We start from the raw sequence: 17,117 nt of genomic DNA, 5'->3' as shown, positions 1-17,117 counted from the left end.
CAGACTGCAGATCCGCCAAAGGAAGCCAGACATGCGGCTGCTATCCCCTCACCCGCCGACAGTGTTTTTTGCCTGGTGTCTGGAAGGTTTTCGTCGCCAACTAGGTGATCGCAGGTAATAGTAAACATCACTGTGCCATGAGGAAACGACCCCTCATGCCAGCGGCGTACCGCTGCAACCAGTGGGGATCTTGAGTATCGACATCCGCTGCGCATTGTCTGAAGATAGCAGGCAGCAATCAGGTGAACATGCTTGCTACACAAACAACAATCCCGTTGTGACGCTACCGTCTAGTGGAAACGTCACAACGGGAGATGTGCACCGAGAGCGAAGATGCTGAAATGGCTGGTTAAAAACCTATGCTTTGAAGACCAATTCAATCACTTTTCCAAGCAGCGGCAAATGGATCAGCATCGACTGCGGCGCAGTGCCAGTGAGCGCAGTGAGCGCCTGACGATAGGTCTGCATTTGGCCGACATATTTCCGACGCACGTGACCGATGGGATCGTCTCCCGGATACGTCTTGTGGTCGATGCACACCGTCGATCCGTCAGCGAGATACAACAGCTCATCGATCCAACCCTGCATATGCTGCTGATCGTCGTTGACCCAGCTAAACGGCGCCTCCGTCACGACCTTCGCACCCGGATAGGTGCTGTCTAACCACTGCAGCCAGCGCTGCCCTGCAAGAACAACCTGCTCAGCGGTGAGAATATGACCCACCTGATGGTTATCGATAAGACGCTGCGCCACAGTGCACTGTTGCGCATGGTCTAGCTTCTGATAGGGGCAGGCGAGATAGCCGTGGACTGTGTCGCCGACCAGATTCCAATGTTGGCCACCTTTGTCAACCAGTGGTGCACCAAGGTCGGCGATGATACGGATCTCGGTGGTTGCTTTGAGCTCTTTCGAGCTTTCCACTGCCGAGGCTTGGGCTGAGTACGGTTTGAACGCTCGCGTCGACACGTCACTCATTGGTGTTTTTCCAATGTACGCTGACGGCTTGTTGCCGCTATCGGGAGCTGGGAGAAGGACTTTTTCTTCGTTCATCTCTTTCCTAACAACGTGTCGGCAAGGAATGGAGTCAGTTGTCGTGCCTGCAGTCGCAGAACTATCGGCAGGAGACGATATTTCGAGAACTCCATTCTCGGGATCGATTCTGAGTGTGGTGTGTGCGGCAGCGGTTGCATCTACGTTGTGCAAGCTCGACGCCAGCATGATGCCATCAGCGCAGGCAGTCTTCCCCGGCGTTGGCAACGCAATAACAAGTCGCCGCTTCGCGCGGGTTGCAGCCACATAGGCGAGGCGAAGTTCCTCCTCCTGCGCGGAAACATAGTGCGGTGCGATGTAGGCGTGCGCTAACAACCATGCTTTGCCATCTTTGTCCAGGTTAAGCTGCGGATAGTAGCGCAGTTGCTTACCTGCGAGAACGTTGTCGATGTCGAAGCCGCTGCTGGTTGTAAACAGCCCGCTGCCGTCGAATTTGTCGGATTGTTCCGCGACATAGATCACGTCATCCCAGCCGAGACCTTTCGCACTGTGCACGGTACCGATATGGAGCAGCCCTTTAGTGGGTGGGGTTTTCTCGCCGAGGGCTACCTCATCACTGGCGACGGCTTGCACAAAGCCTGCCAACGTTGCTGGTTGTCCTTGGGACTGCTGCTGCTCAGCAAATTCGCGGGCACGAGAAACAAATTTGGTCACGTTTTCGAAGCGCCGCTCCGGTAGCGTCCAAGCCGCGATCCGGTCGGGAAGGCCCACCACAACACTGATGTGTTTGACCAGATCAACCAGGTTGCTGCTGGCCTGCTGGGCGCGAACCTTCACCAGCTCACTGATCGCACCGCTCGCAGCACCAACAGTCCACTGGGTGATAAGTTCGCGGGCTTCATCGCTGCTGGCAACAGCAGTGAGTTGTTTTAACCAGTCACTATGTGCGGGATGATCATGCATCAAGTCAATGAGTTCCAGGGCGGCAAGCTTGTCGCTCGGATCAGCAACAAAAGTACACGCAGCAAGCAGTAGACGCTCTTCGCGGGAATGCAATCCAGTATTGGAATTCGTCACTCGGAAACCGTGATTGGTCGCAGCTTGCGACCAGCTGCCGTCTTTGTCATCAGATCGCCGAAGAATGGCGACACTGCGCTCAGCTAGGTCACCCTCCTGGGCGTAGAGCTCGCTGAGATACTCGGCGGTGCGATGTTTGGCGTTTCTTGAGGGCAGTTCTAACACACACAGCTCACCGTGATCATCGCCGTATTGTTCCTTGCGGGCTTCCGGAACGCTCAGGCGGACATCTTGGCCGGGGAATGCTCGCGAAAACACTGCATTGCTGAAGTCGACAAGATTCTGCCGGGAACGCCACGACTCGGTAAGTGTTTTCTTGGTGACACCCTCAAGCGCAGTGATCGTATTGCCCATAAGTTCTGCTTCTGAACCACGGAAACCGTAGATGGCTTGTTTCGGGTCGCCGACCCAAATCACTTCGTCGAGCAGTGTCGACAGCTCGAGGAAGAAGGCAAGCTGAATCGGGGAGGTGTCCTGGAATTCGTCAACAACCAACAGGCTGAAAGTGTCCGCGATGTCGCGGCGCGCAGACGTCGATGTGCGCAGCAGCTCTAGTACGTGAATCTGCTGATCATTGAAGTCGAGGAAGCCCATCGCCTGCTTGTAGTTTTCATAAGCTTCCAGGCAGCGGGACGCAGTATCGAACAGCACGGAGATGAGATCTTGTGTATCCCGGCGGGCATTCTTGCTCGTTGCTACCGTTGGTGCCAGATCCATGTATTTCAGAAGATCAGGAATACATTTGGCATTCAATTTGGAAAACAAGCTTTTACCCTTGGTGGCCAGTTCGAACAGCGCCCGGTAGCTGGCTGTGCTCAACCATGGGTCAAGCTCTTCTAAAAATTTTTGTAAGTCTTCGCGCAGTGCACTGACGGTGGATCTATTACGCGAGGTAAAGGTAAAACCCAATCGATCAGAGGTTGACTTGGCCGGATCGATCTCCTTTGCGACCTCTGTCAGCTGCTGCGAAACGTCTTCGAGAACCCTCCGGAAATGCGTGTGAAAGTCGACATCCGGTGATTGGCCGCTATGTTTCGCCAGGTCGTCGAGGATTTCGTGAAATTCTTTGATCGACGCTTTCCTCGATGCTTCGAGATCCTCAGGTGTCAGGGCACTATTTCGTGCTGACTTGATGATGTCTTCGATGGTTTTTTGGAACGACTCGGCTCCGTGGCTGTTAGTCTGTTTCTCGAGGGGGATCTCGAATTTGTCGAGCAGTTTTTTGTTGGCGTTGTAGGCCTTAGCGACCAGATCGCTGGTTGCGACTGTCATGACACGGTCTGCAGCGGCCTCGTCGAGCACTGTGAGATCCGCGGACAAACCCATCTCGATCGCATACTTTTCGATCAACCGCCCCGATACTGAGTGCACAGTGCCGATCAAGGCAGTTTCTAATCCGGCAGCCTGCTCGTAGAGACCCTGGTCGAGGAGTTTCTGCCGGATGCGTTCCACGAGTTCAGCTGCTGCTGCTTTGGTGAACGTGGTGGCGATGAGCTCTGTGGGGTTCAATGCTGTGCCATTTTTTCCGGCGAGCCGGTCAGCAATCAGGTCGGTGATGCTGTGAGTTTTGCCTGACCCAGCAGAGGCGTTGATAACGGTGAAGGTGGCGCGGCTCATGAGAAATCTCCTTCTAAACGCAGAAGCTGGCGGGTTGCTTGATATTCGGGCTTGTTGTCTTTCTCGCTGAGGGAAAACACCGGCCTGCCGTTGTGGCTGGTTTCCCCAGTGATAGCGATCGGTGCCACACCATGTCCAAAACATGTTGCGACATAGTCGACCAGGTTGCGTGCTGCTTCGATGATTTCTCGATCGGTTTTCTCCACGGTAAGGGTGTCGGGGAATTCCTGACTGCTTGACCACCACTCGTTTTGTTTCAGCCCGAAAAAGGCACTGGGAATGTCCACCGGATCGAGCGTGGCCGACTTGCTCGTGGTGCCGGTGTCCTGTGTTCCAATGGTCTCGTTGTGCGTGTCGTGTTTCTCAGCGAGTGCATACTTATAGATTGCAGTCTGCAGAGCACCCGCCTTGACGCGATTCGGGATCTTTGTCTTACTTCCTGAGTATTTCAGGTCAATGACCCCTGGGCGCCCATCGGCGGTGCGGATAGTGACGTCGATGCGACCCCCCAAGGTGAGTCCTTGAAGATGCGGGTAGTCGGCGTCATTGTCTGACAGTGTCATCGTGAAGTCTTCTTCCACATCGGTGATGACCATGTTCATCTCGGCGAGGTCATGGAAGAAACTGTGCAGGCTCTCGACTGCTGCTGTTCGCAGCGCGTTGCGGCTGAGGGTCTTATCGGGGTGGGTGTAGTCGGCGAGTTGTTCGGCGATAACCGTGTCGAAGACGCGTTCGATTGTTTGTTTGTCGACTACCTCACCTGGCTGGTAGAGCTGGTCGACCACGAGCTTCTCGGCAATCGCATGCAGTGCGGTGCCGATAAAGGTGTTTTCGTGGGCAAGGTTGCGAAGACTGCCACGGCTCACGTTGAGCTGCTTGGTGATGAGCCATTCAAGCGGATTTTTCGCAATGGTTTCCATCTGCGAGTGGCTAAGCTTGGTGTTGGGGACGAAGCCACGTGGTGTGATGCTCATTTGTTCAGCATCCACATTGCTACTGAAGACTTGTGCCTCCGGCTTCCGCCAGTTGGTGGTGTCGATGAGCGCTTCCCAACGCTTGGTGTTATGAGCAGGCAGATTCGAGGAAGGATCGTCCTGCTGGCCAGGGGTGGTGTCAACAGTGTTCCGCTCCGCGCACAGGTCACTGTAGTGCACGGTGAAGGGCTTGAGAATATCGTCACCGTGCTGTGGGTGTGGTGTGTTCGCTAACGCCAGGAAGGTGAGCAGCGGATCGGGGCTAGTGTGTGGAAGATCGTAAATGTCGCTGGTGACAGCGATGATTCGGCTCGCACGCTGGAGTGCGGCAAGGCGTGCCGCATGGGTGAGGCGCTGCAGAAATTCCCCATCGGTGGCAAACAATCCACGCTCTTCCAGCACTTTTCTCTCGACACTGCGCAGGACTGCCGGGGTGGAGGTTGGCGGTGACTGCGCCAGCCACCAAATCACCGTGCCAGTGTTGCTGGCGGCTGTCGCCGGATCAGTGGCGTAGCCACCGTCCTCGGTTGCTTGCGCCGCCACCCCGCCGCGCCCGAGCGTGCTAGAGAGTGTGCCAATAATCTGGTTGAGCTCACTGAGCGAAACGTCACCGCCCACGCTGTTGAGCACAGCAATTAGATCGTCAACCGCAGTCAGCAGAGCAAACAGCTGACTGTTGGCGAACACAAAGCGCTGCACCCGTTTACGCAACCAGGAAAGCCGATCGATGAGGTCATTTGCCGGATACGTGTAGGCGGCAGGATCTGCTGCCTGATCGACCGGCTTCACCAGTTCGGTATTGAAAAAGCGATCAAAGGTGTCAATGAGTTCGTGATACTCGTCTGCACGCGGACTCTGGGCATAGTGTGTCCGGGCAAGTGTTAATGCCTCGTTCCATGCTGCGCCGCCAAAACCAGGGGTGTTCGCCAATGTCCGCGTGATGAGGATGCGCAGCTTCGGCGGAAACAGGTAGATGCTGTCGGTGTAATACTTTCGCCATAGCTCATCGGCTTCTGCTGTGTTACTATCCCCTGCTGCAGAAGAGGAAGCCGTAATCGCCGAATCAAAGATTTCTGTCTCGTCGAGATGCTGCTCTCCCACAGCGGTCTCGGCGTCGACACGTTCAAGCTGACCGCTTGGTGCAGCAGTCAGCACCCGACCATCCGCAATCGGCAGGTTACACAACGAAACAACGTCAAGGATATGCCGTGGGGAAACACAAGCGGCCAAAAACGTGGTAATGAGCTGCTGAATCGCAGCAGGGCTATCGCTGTTACCGACCCCCACCTGCGGCAGGCCACGCCGAGCAAGATAGTAGTCGAGGGTTTTGGTCGACTGTCCAGCTAACACCAGATAGGGTTGGTGTTCGCTGGCAATAGAATCAATCACTGCGGCAGTCGCCTGCGCAGCATCCCACTCGTTGGCGGTGTTAACAACCAGCAGCTTCGAGGCGGCCGACGAAGATCCTCCATGCAACCCACTGTCGCTGCCGGTGGTGTCACACCCATTCTGTGTACCGGAAGCTGTTGTGCCGCCATCACTGACCGTCACACCCAATTCGGAGAGAAGATCAAGGATCTTCAGCCACGTCGGCGGCAGAAGATGTCTATCGTGCAACACATGGATTGACTCGATGCCCAGCGGCCACGGCATACCGGACTGGCTAATGTCCTGCAGCAGACCGACAATGGTTTGCAGCTGATCCGGGTAGCCATACAGACTGACCACCGTGTCCGTCCCCGCCTGCGGTACCCGCTTATCAGCCAGCGTCTTCGCTGCAACTTCAATCTCGGCGACAGCAGTCAGACGCTGCAGCTCATCGGCTCCTGATTTCTGCTTATCCGCAAGCCACTCGGTGGCATCCCAGCCAGCCTCAACAAGCAAGTCACGGAGTCGCAAAATACTTGATGCTGCTGCCCAGGGGGCTACCCGAAATGAGTCAGCACACCACTGTGCCGCAGTCGACTGCGGCAAGGTGTTCAGCACATGATCAATCGCCTGGCGCAGTGCAGCAATGCGCACCCCCATAGAATTCGACGGTCGCTGACACCCCAGGCGAGTACACAGCAGATCAGCAAGACCAAACTGTCCCAAAGTCACTGTTTCAAGCGACGGAGTCTGCGACCACTGCGCCCCGTCAGCATGGTAAGAAAAAAATACTTTCATCACTGTCCTTCACAAACTTGATCTACCTACCTGCAACAACAAGTACAACCTCACACCGGGTGCGGAATGCTACCGTGCCTGCAAGACTTCTCACCCACAGCTGTAACTACGGCAACGCGACTCGGACTTGTTAGGTCTGGCATGTGCGTTTACCACCCGGGCGGTATCGCTTCCAACATGTTTGACGCTCATTCCTTCTAGTGTGGCACCGTCACTGTTCAATTTTTTGTTTTTCTCAAGGCAAATGGTGGTGAGCAACGATGCCGATTACCTGCGGGATGCTGCGTCAACGCGTTCAATCATTTCCACCCCACCGTATCGAACCGCTCGCACAACACTGATGCGCTTCGCAGCAACCGTTCGAACACCGACGCGCCTGGCCTGCACCATTGTCACGTTTGCCCGCCATGTAGCCTGCTCCGACTAGACGAAAGCCGTGCGGTGCCGCGCTGGGAGTCCTGGTAGGTGGCGACCACGTGATCCAGACGCGCCACATACTCGGGGTGCTTCATCAGCAGATCAAAACTCATACGCCCATCCTGAACCCCAGCCGGTTCAAGCGGGAACGTTAATGCGTTCATGAACATTGGTCCTTTCAAGAATCAATTACTGCTTCCACAATCCCGCCGCTAGGCCAGGACAATCGTCGCAAAACCATTCTTGTGAGCCGTCAGCGCCACACCGACAAAAGGATTAGCGCCGTCTGTTGACTTCTTCACCTTGCCCGCAGCATCGGTGGCCACAGACTCCGCCTTGGCTTTTTCACATCCTGGGCAACGACCCCAATAGGGAACTCTCCCGCCACAGCAGGCTTCATCACCGGGTTACGATCTTCCAGCACCTTCGCCATCATCACCACCGAGCCATCCTCAATATCGACCGCCGCTTTCCCGGTAATATATTGCGCAGGATTAAAATGCACCTTCGTTGTTTTCATTGTTCTTCTCCTACAAAACGAAAACCCCTTTTACCGTGTCGGCATGTCGCACGGTAAAAGGGTGATCTAGATGGTTACTTGTTTGTGCTGAACCTTGCAGCCAATAGGCCTCGACGGTTGCCAGCCTGGCAGCACATCGTAAGGTGAACCAGCTTGCCTGCTGGGTGATGCTCCTGGCTTCATATCAGCAACCGGAATTTCCCTCGGCGGCTTCCCGCCCTCCTGTTCAGTGTGTGCCGCCTGCAAGACAGCAATCTTTTCCGCCCGTTCCTCGAAACGTTCTGGGTCATCGCCGAACAGGTCCGCGTTTTCGTCGGTGATCCCGTAGGCGCGCAACACGTGAGCTAGTTTCAGCTCGCATGCTGCTTTCACCGCCCGCTGCTCGAGTTCATCTCACCGGCCTTGCGCCCGCTCAAGCTCTGTTTTCTCAGATTCCTTAAGCTCACGGTATGCTTCCGCGTCCTTGCGTAGCTCGTTACATTCGGTGCGGTAGCGGGCAGCTTCAGCGTTGGCCTTGTTCAACGCTTCCCGATAGTCATCAACCGTCATAGAGCCGCTAGCACCCTCCTGGGGTGTGCCCTCCTGGGGGCGCTTCTAGCGCACGGTCATCAGCTTCTAAGGGCGGGGTATTTTCTGACATGATCCCTCCTGGGGGGGCTTAAGGGTCAAAAAGTGTGTCTCAAACCGCCGATTTCTACCACCTGAACAGCAATGACAACAAAATAATAAGCCTAGAAAGCTTATTCCCCTCTTTTTTCTCCATAACCCTTGACGGCACCACCACCCCATGGTATGGATCCTGTTGGCTTCAGGGTTATGTCAACCAATCGTCCCCGCTGCAGTATCTGCGGTAACCCCACAAAGAAAAACGGCACAACAACAAAAGGCACCACACGATGGCGTTGTATCCACTGCGGTGCCTCTACAAGTAAAACCCGGCCCGATATCACCGCTCGAACCTGGATGAATGAGTTCATCTCCCACCTGACGAGCAATAAAAGCATCGCCGACATCGCCGCTGCTCGTGGCACATCCCCGAAAACAGTTCACCGCCACTTCCAGCCACTGTGGCTGATCAGCGTGCCCCAACCACACAACCACCCCGTCTACGATCAAATCTTTCTCGACGGAACCTACCTCAACGGCGGCTGTCTCCTCATCGCAGCAACCCGTGACTACGTCCTGGCCTGGCGCTGGTGCAAGCAAGAAACCACCTACGACTACACACAACTCATCCGTGATATCACCCCGCCACTTATGGCAGTCATTGACGGCGGAAACGGCGCCTACACAGCGATGACCTCATGCTGGCCACAGACCCCTATCCAACGCTGTCTCGTACACGTCCAACGCAACACACGACGCGATATCACCAGCCGACCCCGCACACCCCAAGGCACCATCATCTACCAACTCGCACTCCAGCTCACCCGCATCACAACCGTGAACAAGCTGACCAATGGATCGACTACCTCCACCAATTCACAAGACTGCAACAGCTGGATGAACGAAAAAACCACCATCACCGACCCCCTCACCGGGAAAAAGAAAAAAAGTCTTCACCCATCAACGCGCCCGACGCGCGTTCTACAGGCTCTACCACCTGGCAAAAGACGGCAAACTCTTCGCTTACCTCACCCCCCATCCCAGCGCGAAGAACCCTGAGGCGTTCGCCTCCACAACCAACTGCCTCGAAGGCGGTATCAACGGGCCTTTAAAACTCATCGCCAGACAACACCACGGTAGAAAAGGAGAACGTCAACGAACCAATATCGACTGGTGGCTCCACTTTCGCACCCGAGATCCGCTTGATCCCCACATCATCGCGAAACAACAAAACTGGGGCAAAGACTCACTCGCTAAAGTAGAAACCCTCACCCCAGTCAACAACAACGAAGCAAACCATCAAACCGGACGCCCCGCGCTGTACGACAATCATATCGACATCGAGTACACGCACTCCATCGGGATCAGAAAAGGAACGATCTAACCCCCACAGCCACCCCCACCCCCAGACACACATTTTGTCCCTTAACCCCCCCCAGACACACATTTTGTCCCTTAACCCCCTGGGGACACTAAATTTTTGGGCATAAAAAAGCCCCCTACCTGGTGTTTCAGGTAGGGGGTGAAAGTGGAGCCGCCGGGGATTGAACCCGGGTCCTTCGTTACCTCGCCAGGGCTTCTCCGTGCGCAGTTCGCGCATGATCTCTACTCGACTCTCCGGCTCGGTCGAACACGTTCCGGATGATGAGCCCAGCTTCAAGTGAAAGTCCCGCAACGCCCTTGAAGCCAAACGTCACGGCAAGTCCCTTAGTCGATGCCGGTTACCGGGTCAGGGACGAACCCGGACCGACAGACACGCGTCGCTGATTAGGCAGCGAGGGCGTAGTCGCGCTGAGTCTTCTCGGCGCTTATCAAGTTGCTACGACGCTTACGGTGGTCTCTAGCCTGCACCGGCACGCTTCCCCTGGCTCAATCAACGAAGTCGAAACCATGTCGACCCCATTGTGCCTCCACATTGTGGGGCTCCTGTAGTGGGCGGTTGTGCACCGCAACCAGCAGTATTCATGCAGTCGATCGAATTGCTCGAGTTACCAAAACTGCATAGATCACTGGTTGCCACAGGAATATTCATACTATCACTGATATGCGTTGGACGAAAGATGCCGCGCTAGGAAACCCTCGTCACCCCACCGTGATGGGTTGCTGCGGCCAGTTTCCACTGCTGGAACCTACAACTGTGACGGTCTGTGATTCCTTTTCCAAAAAAGGATCAGCGGGCACCAACGATCAAAGATGGATGTGTGTTCGTGCTATACCGATCTGCTAGTTATTGCTCCGTGGAACCTGGATGTGGATTGTTTCTTCTTGAGTTATCCTCCGGATCGCCTGGGCTACTCGCTTGACTCCGGCTTTCGGTTGTTGCCTGCTGCCATCGGTCTTTAGTCTTCCTGGACTTGTATACGTTGCGGAACATCAATCCGCCCACTATCAGCCCAATAATCAATGGCTTGAAATAATCTTCATGGTCAAGCAGCCAAACAAGCCAGTCGGGCGGGGTGATTGCTGGCCACCAGTCCGGGAGGGAGAACTCCGGGAAGGGAATATCCCAATGCAGCCAGTCAGGAAGATGAACATTCCACTGCGGCCAATGAATATCAGGCCAAGGAATTTCGATATCGGGAAGGAATGATCCAATCCAGGCCAGGAATTTGCCAACAAGCGGCCCCAAGACGGCGGCAAGCAAAAGCCAACCGACTTTCCCAATCCCTTGACTGACCGGAATCACAAACGCCTTGACGGGGCTTTCTTCCATGGCTTTCAAACGTTTGGCGGATATGCTTGCCGGTGGTGCTTGGAGTGTGAGCCATCCTTCCGCCGGATCAACTTGGACGAGCACCATGGTGATCTGCCCGCGCACAGTTGTGTGGATTTGCATCCGATATTTTGGATCTGACGGCTTCCGTTCAGCGACGAGCGGCAGTTTCCCAGCCGGCAGGGACGGATGGACCACGATGCGGTTGGTAGGTGATCCGAGATCCCGATACACCACCCGGTTATTGATAGTGACGATGCTGCTGTATCCGGCGCTAAGCACTTGTCGCCAGTCGAGACTGCTGATTCGTGTTTTCAACGATCGGTGTGCATTGTCGCTCTTGGTTTCTTCCTGCTGCCGGTACGCGGTGGCTGCTGCACATAACTCGTCGGCACGTGCCCGATCAATGATGGTTTGCCCCTCAGCTGTGAGGAATGCTGCAGATTCCCCAAGGGCGTGGCATGGTTGTTCCGCAGCCGGTGCAGTGCCAGCTGCACGATCCGCAGATTGCGCCCGATCACTGGTGTGCTGTGTGTTTTCGCCTGTTCCGGCGGCAGGCTTGGCAGGATCATCGTCTGTTACCGGCCAACCACGATCGATGGCACGAATAGCCTGATCGGTGCCGTAGTAGAAACAGATCTCCCCCACGGTCGGATGGTCAAGGACAAAACGCTGTAGTTCATTGCCCGGATTTGGTTGTCTTCCCGGCTGCTTCGACTCCGCGGCACTCGGGGAACCGTGTTCCTCTGATCTTTCGTGTTCGTGCGGCAAAGCCATTTGCGTACCACTCCTTGCAAGCAATTGTGCGGCAAACCACCACTGGGGGATCGGTGATCGTTGCGCCCCAGTGTAGTGATCTGCCACGCGCAGTGCAGGAGAAAAGCAGTGCGACGCTGCCCATTATCGGAAGATGCTTGCTGCTCTTGCCAGGGATGTGTGCTGCCAAGTATGCCGGCATTGCCCTGGCAACAGGGCGCACTCATCAGGGTGCACCGATGCAGGGATGAAGTTGAAGGTGCTATGCGCGAATACCTTTGATCTTGCGCCCCAACTCCCGGGTGATCTCTCGTTCCTCGGTACGGCGTTTAATATCCTGCCGCTTATCGTAGTCCTGCTTACCTGCACCAAGCCCAAGTTCCACTTTGGCGCGACCGTTTTTCATATACACCGACAGCGGGATGAGTGTCCGATTACCGTCCCGGACTTTACCCATCAGCGAGTCGATCTCGCGGCGATGCAGCAGGAGTTTGCGGGTGCGACGCGGCCGGTGATTCGTCCACGAGCCGTGGGAATATTCTGGAATATAGAGGTTATGCAGCCACACTTCGCCCTGATCAATGTTGGCGAAGGCATCGGCTAAGGACAGCTGCCCTTCCCGAATTGCTTTGATCTCCGTGCCGACAAGCACAATGCCAGCCTCGACGGTGTCGAGGATCTGATAGTTGTGCCGTGCCTTCCGGTTTGTTGCCACGACCGGGTTCGCGGAAATGTTCTTCTTTTTCTTCGCCATAACGGTTTACCACTGTAGTGCAACATGCCCAGCTGGGGGAAGCTACAGCAACCGCCAGGAGGATCCACGCCCTGCTCCGCGGGATGTGCGAAAGTCTGCCCACGTCCCAGCGCTCATTTCGCACGTCCCTCCCCTTGCTTGGTGCAGCTTCGGTTAGCGTTGTGCCTGTAGGTGGGTGCTCACATCGTTCAAGGGATCGCTTAGACAGTGTTCCCGCAGGTAGACACCACGTTGATCAAGGAGGTACGTACTGTTGCACCTGTTGTCTTGTACTCGTGCACCTGCTGTCTTGTACTTGGCAGATGTTGTGCGTTTACAACCGCACCCGCGTAGCAAGCGTAAGTTGTGCGGTCAACGCGGCAAAACCAATGCCGATTAAGGCAATAAGCGGGGCGACTGCCCAAATATCATTCGTAGTCAACGGGGCAACCAGGCGCGCCTCGTAGAGCGGTTGCAAGGCGGCATCAACAACGAATGTTTTCCCCGCCAATAGTCCGCCCACTGCGACAAGAGTGCCCAACAGACTCGCAGCGACAGCTTCCAGGACAAACGGCATGTTGGTGTAGACCGCCGAAGCGCCCACCATTCGCATAATCGTGACTTCGTCCCGGCGCGCCGCGACCGCGATTTGCACCATGTTCACAATGAGCAGCAATGCGGCGATTGCTTGAAAGAGTGCCACAACAAAGGTGGCGTTGCGGATCGAATCAAGGTTGGTGGTGGCATGCACAACTTCTGCGCCCTGATCGATCACTGACACGACTTGCGGCAGGTCTTTGACTGCTTCCAGTGGGCTGGGGTCGAGGGGGTCGGCGAGTCGAACATGGATGGCGGCAAATAATGCCTCCGGGGTGGTTTCTTGGACGAGTGCAGGGTTGGCGTCGGCAAACACTTCCGCGAAACGGTGATAGGTTTCCTGCTGGTTTGCAAAGGTTACCGTCTCAACCCCGGGGGTTTGCTGCAGGGTGTTGAAGACTTCCCGACAGGCAGGTGAGCTGCAGTCTTCATCTTCGCGGGAGATGGTTTCGTCGAGTTCAATCATCACTTCGACGCGACTGAGATAGAGCGCTTTGGTGTCGGCGGTGATGTGGGTGACCAGGATGCCGGTCGCCAGCAATGCGAGCGAGATTGCCGTGGTGATCACCAGGGCAATGGTCATGGTGAGATTGCGGCGCAGGCCGGTGATCGCTTCCCGAAAGACGTAACGCATCTGCTGGTGGTCTCGCTTCTGTTGTTGGTGGTTGGTGTGGATGCTATTTGATGCTGTAGTGGCTGTGGATGTGCACGCTATGCTGTGCCGTGGTGTTGGCACCTTGGGGCTGGTGCTGGAGGCGGTGCGTTTGTTTGAAGCTCACTGATGCTTGTTCAGCTCCCGTGAGCTGCAGCGCAGTGTTGTGCCGGGCTGGCTTGGTATGTCGTCTCGTTTTGCTGGTGTCTTGGCAGGTAAACCGGTGTCGATGTTGATTGGTGTCGGTGTTTATAGGTTGCCGCCTGTTGGCGGTGGTGGTGTGGTGGCCGCATGATATCCACCAACCGCATCATCACGCACAATCTTGCCGTTGTGCAAGGCGATAACCCGCCGCTGCATCGCATCGACTGCTTGCACATTGTGGGTGCTCATCACCACCGTGGTGCCTTGTTTATTGATTGCTGCCAGTAGCTGCAAAATTTCGTCGGCCATATCCGGGTCGAGGTTGCCGGTTGGTTCATCGGCCAGCAAAATCAGTGGACGATTGACATAGGCGCGGGCGACGGCGACACGCTGCTGTTCCCCGCCGGACAGCTCTTGCGGATAGCGGTTTGCTTTGCCCGCCAACCCGACAAGTTCCAGGGTTTCTGGGACTGCACGGTCAATAACGGCGCGTTTTTTGCCGAGTACTTCTAGAGTGAATGCCACATTCTCGGCGACGGTTTTCTTCGGCAGCAGCCGGAAATCTTGAAAGACCAGCCCCATGAGTCGCCGCAACCGGTTGACTTCCCGACCGGAAAGATTCCCGACGGTATAGTCCGCCACAGTCACCGTTCCCGCCGATGGCCGCTGCTGTTGGGTCAGCAGTTGGAGAAAGGTGGACTTCCCTGCCCCGGACGGGCCGATGAGAAACACAAACTCACCTTTGTCGATCGTCACCGAAACATCATCAAGCGCCGGGTTGGCGGCAGCTTTATAGGTTTTCGTTACATGGTCGAAGGTGATCACGGTAGTCAACCCTAGTAGAACGCCGGGAACATTGTTCGATCCGGCTGCGCATCATGACGGACACGACTCCCCCACCGGCGCGGAGGTGATGCGGTGACCGGATGCCACCGCCGACTACTGCACAGCAGCAAAAAGAACTGGGGGATGGCTAATCTGGTGTGTGGTATCGCCGCAGATCGTCACTGCTAGCAGCAGCGTATGTTAGCGGCTGTCTTGTTGTTCTTCCGCCACCCGCCACCGGATGCCGGCTTCGATGAATCCATCCAAGTCGCCACCTAAAACTTTCTGGGGATCGTTGACCTCATAGTTGGTGCGCAGATCTTTCACCATCTGATAGGGGTGCAGCACATAGGAGCGCATCTGGTTGCCCCACGAGTTTGAGCCGTCGCCTTTGAGCGCATCCATTTCGGCGCGTTCTTGCCGCCGTTTGATCTCTAAGAGTTTCGCCTGCAGGACACGCATTGCTGATGCCCGGTTTTGCAGCTGGGACTTTTCATTTTGACAGGTGACCACTGTTCCGGTGGGCAGGTGGGTGATGCGCACCGCCGAGTCGGTGGTGTTCACCGACTGGCCGCCAGGACCTGATGAACGATAGGTGTCGATACGAATATCGCTATCGGGGATGTCGATATGGTCGGCGGTTTCCACCACTGGCAGCACCTCAACTTCCGCAAAGGAGGTTTGGCGGCGCCCCTGATTGTCGAATGGGGAGATCCGCACCAGGCGGTGGGTACCTTGCTCCACTGACAAGGTGCCATAGGTGTAGTCGCCGTGGACGACGAAGGTCGCAGATTTAATGCCGGCTTCTTCCGCATAGGACACGTCATAGAGATCCACGCTGTGTCCTTGGCGTTCCGCCCAGCGGGTGTACATGCGCAGCAGCATCTCTGCCCAGTCAGCAGCATCCACCCCACCGGCGGCGGAGCGAATATTTACCACTGCTTCGCGGGCATCATAGGGGCCAGAAAGGAGCGTTTTGACCTCATAGGCCTCTAATTCCCGGCGCAGTGCCCGTCGTTCCTCATCGGCGAGTTCGCTGCCTTCACCTTCTTCGGCGGCAAGCTCATACATCACCGGTAGATCCTCGAGACGCTGCCGAAAGTCACGCAGCCGCTGCGCCTCATTTTGGACAGCCGAGAGTTTACTGGTGACGGATTGGGCGTATTCCTGATCATCCCACAATGAGGGGTCGCTGGCTTTTTCTTCCAATTCGCGAATGGTTTCAGCCAGCTGATCAGGGTTTTTTACCTGTTCAATAGCGGTTAGCGTCTTCTCAAGGTCGGTAATATCTGCCAAAACATCGGGGTGCACAGTGGTCAATGCTACCGATTTCCGGGCATGATAGTGACATGGACCCGCGTGAAGTATTCTCCCCAGCGTTGCACAACCAGGTACGCACGGTGCTTGATTCTTTCCTTGCCGAACATCGCTCAAGCGATGATGCGGCCTTGGCGGAAGGGTTGGTGCGCACCGCCGGACAGATGGCGCATCGCCTCCGCGAGCAGGGTTTGACCGTGGAATATAAAACTTCGATCTCTGATGTGGTCACCGAAGCGGATAAGGCGAGTGAATATTTTGTCGCCACCGCATTGCAGGCGTTGCGGCCAAACGATGGGCTGCTGGGGGAAGAAGGGGCACAGGCTGCCGCCGATTCGGGACGCACCTGGGTAATCGATCCAGTCGATGGCACCTATAACTTCACGAATTTTTCCGACTATTGGTGTTCTGCCCTAGCTCTGGTGGAGGGTGATCCGCACGATCCGACTGATCTGCTCATCGGTGCAGTTCATCGCCCAGTGCCGTCACAAACCTGGGTAAAAGCACCCGGCAAGGCAACCCTGCGAAACGGAAAACCGTTGCCGGCGTTGACTGCCGCGGCGGCTGGCACCGTTTCAATCGGCACCTATTTGCATCCGACGTTTATGCAACGTCCAGAGTTTTTAACCCCCTGGTCGAAGGTTGTTGCCGAGTTTGCATGTTTACGCATCGCCGGGGCTGCCAGTGTGGATTTGGCTGGTATCGCCGAAGGTCGCCTCGGGGGCTGGATGCAGCATTCGGTCAACGACTGGGATTGGCTGCCAGGTCGGGCACTGGTGGAAGGTGTGGGCGGCACCACCGGTGAAGTGACAGTAGGACCGGTGACGTGGAAGGTTGCTGGGAATGAGCAGACTGTTGCCACCATGGTGCACGTGCTGCAGGCCGCCGCTGCACAGGTCAGCTGAGCGAACCTGTCACTGCGTTCCCGGTAGCGGGCTTGCGGCTTTGCCGGCGCAAACCTCTTAGCCGTTGCACTGTACTGGGATACTTGATGGTGGTGTTGTTGATTTGTG

At 56.0% G+C, this 17,117-nt stretch carries 11 protein-coding genes, 1 other RNA gene and 1 pseudogene; 2 read left to right on the top strand and 11 right to left on the bottom strand.

Annotated elements, in window-relative coordinates; all coding sequences use genetic code 11:
* Positions 1–357: 357 nt before the first annotated feature.
* The 5 genes from CCHOA_RS02590 to CCHOA_RS10615 all read right to left on the bottom strand — a co-directional run bounded on the left by CCHOA_RS02590 (position 358) and on the right by CCHOA_RS10615 (position 8,310).
* Positions 358–3,684 carry a UvrD-helicase domain-containing protein gene (locus tag CCHOA_RS02590; RefSeq protein ID WP_164472356.1) on the bottom strand — a complete coding sequence of 1,109 codons (3,327 nt, stop codon included), beginning with the start codon at positions 3,682–3,684 and terminating at the stop codon, positions 358–360.
* Complete coding sequence (locus CCHOA_RS02585) at positions 3,681–6,824, bottom strand: PD-(D/E)XK nuclease family protein (RefSeq protein ID WP_123926483.1); 3,144 nt, start codon at positions 6,822–6,824, stop codon at positions 3,681–3,683. The genes CCHOA_RS02590 and CCHOA_RS02585 overlap by 4 nt, the downstream gene beginning before the upstream one ends.
* 715 nt (positions 6,825–7,539) lie before the next feature.
* A complete protein-coding gene (locus tag CCHOA_RS02580) occupies positions 7,540–7,761 on the bottom strand; it encodes a hypothetical protein (RefSeq protein ID WP_123926480.1) in 222 nt (73 codons plus the stop codon).
* Positions 7,762–7,827: 66 nt separating this feature from the next.
* Positions 7,828–8,133, bottom strand: a complete 306-nt coding sequence (locus CCHOA_RS10760; protein ID WP_206425814.1) for a hypothetical protein — start codon at positions 8,131–8,133, stop codon at positions 7,828–7,830.
* A 21-nt stretch (positions 8,134–8,154) separates the two neighbouring features.
* Positions 8,155–8,310, bottom strand: a complete 156-nt coding sequence (locus CCHOA_RS10615) for a hypothetical protein (RefSeq protein WP_164472355.1) — start codon at positions 8,308–8,310, stop codon at positions 8,155–8,157.
* A gap of 267 nt (positions 8,311–8,577) precedes the next feature.
* On the opposite strand from CCHOA_RS10615, the pseudogene CCHOA_RS02575 reads away from it, so the two are divergent.
* Positions 8,578–9,751, top strand: a pseudogene (locus CCHOA_RS02575) (IS1249 family transposase).
* 142 nt (positions 9,752–9,893) lie between these two features.
* On the opposite strand, the gene ssrA reads toward CCHOA_RS02575, so the two are convergent.
* The 6 genes from ssrA to prfB form a co-directional block, all read right to left on the bottom strand.
* Positions 9,894–10,268: a transfer-messenger RNA gene (gene ssrA, locus CCHOA_RS02570) on the bottom strand.
* Between the two features lie 326 nt (positions 10,269–10,594).
* A complete protein-coding gene (locus CCHOA_RS02565; protein WP_123926477.1) occupies positions 10,595–11,857 on the bottom strand; it encodes an ECF transporter S component family protein in 1,263 nt (420 codons plus the stop codon).
* A 241-nt stretch (positions 11,858–12,098) separates the two neighbouring features.
* Positions 12,099–12,590, bottom strand: a complete 492-nt coding sequence (smpB, locus tag CCHOA_RS02560; protein WP_123926474.1) for an SsrA-binding protein SmpB — start codon at positions 12,588–12,590, stop codon at positions 12,099–12,101.
* 313 nt (positions 12,591–12,903) lie between these two features.
* Positions 12,904–13,800, bottom strand: a complete 897-nt coding sequence (ftsX, locus tag CCHOA_RS02555; RefSeq protein WP_123926471.1) for a permease-like cell division protein FtsX — start codon at positions 13,798–13,800, stop codon at positions 12,904–12,906.
* A gap of 267 nt (positions 13,801–14,067) precedes the next feature.
* Positions 14,068–14,787 (bottom strand): cell division ATP-binding protein FtsE, encoded by a 720-nt coding sequence (gene ftsE, locus CCHOA_RS02550; protein ID WP_123926468.1) that lies wholly within the window; start codon positions 14,785–14,787, stop codon positions 14,068–14,070.
* Positions 14,788–14,988: 201 nt separating this feature from the next.
* Positions 14,989–16,098 (bottom strand): peptide chain release factor 2, encoded by a 1,110-nt coding sequence (gene prfB / locus CCHOA_RS02545; RefSeq protein WP_123926464.1) that lies wholly within the window; start codon positions 16,096–16,098, stop codon positions 14,989–14,991.
* A 38-nt stretch (positions 16,099–16,136) separates the two neighbouring features.
* On the opposite strand from prfB, the gene CCHOA_RS02540 reads away from it, so the two are divergent.
* Positions 16,137–17,009, top strand: a complete 873-nt coding sequence (locus tag CCHOA_RS02540) for an inositol monophosphatase family protein (RefSeq protein WP_123926461.1) — start codon at positions 16,137–16,139, stop codon at positions 17,007–17,009.
* The last annotated feature ends 108 nt before the right edge of the window (positions 17,010–17,117 follow it).

Source organism: Corynebacterium choanae, assembly GCF_003813965.1.
Lineage (GTDB): Bacteria > Actinomycetota > Actinomycetes > Mycobacteriales > Mycobacteriaceae > Corynebacterium > Corynebacterium choanae.
The sequence above is the reverse complement of the archived record's forward strand: the minus strand, read 5'-3'. Positions and strand labels throughout refer to the sequence as shown.

What these genes read in the sequence shown, in the direction of transcription:
- CCHOA_RS02590 (WP_164472356.1), bottom strand. Translation starts at nt 3,684, where the DNA reads ATGAGCCGCGCCACCTTCACCGTTATCAACGCCTCTGCTGGGTCAGGC.
- CCHOA_RS02585 (WP_123926483.1), bottom strand. Translation starts at nt 6,824, where the DNA reads ATGAAAGTATTTTTTTCTTACCATGCTGACGGGGCGCAGTGGTCGCAG.
- CCHOA_RS02580 (WP_123926480.1), bottom strand. Translation starts at nt 7,761, where the DNA reads ATGAAAACAACGAAGGTGCATTTTAATCCTGCGCAATATATTACCGGG.
- CCHOA_RS10615 (WP_164472355.1), bottom strand. Translation starts at nt 8,310, where the DNA reads ATGACGGTTGATGACTATCGGGAAGCGTTGAACAAGGCCAACGCTGAA.
- CCHOA_RS02565 (WP_123926477.1), bottom strand. Translation starts at nt 11,857, where the DNA reads ATGGCTTTGCCGCACGAACACGAAAGATCAGAGGAACACGGTTCCCCG.
- smpB (WP_123926474.1), bottom strand. Translation starts at nt 12,590, where the DNA reads ATGGCGAAGAAAAAGAAGAACATTTCCGCGAACCCGGTCGTGGCAACA.
- ftsX (WP_123926471.1), bottom strand. Translation starts at nt 13,800, where the DNA reads ATGCGTTACGTCTTTCGGGAAGCGATCACCGGCCTGCGCCGCAATCTC.
- CCHOA_RS02540 (WP_123926461.1), top strand. Translation starts at nt 16,137, where the DNA reads ATGGACCCGCGTGAAGTATTCTCCCCAGCGTTGCACAACCAGGTACGC.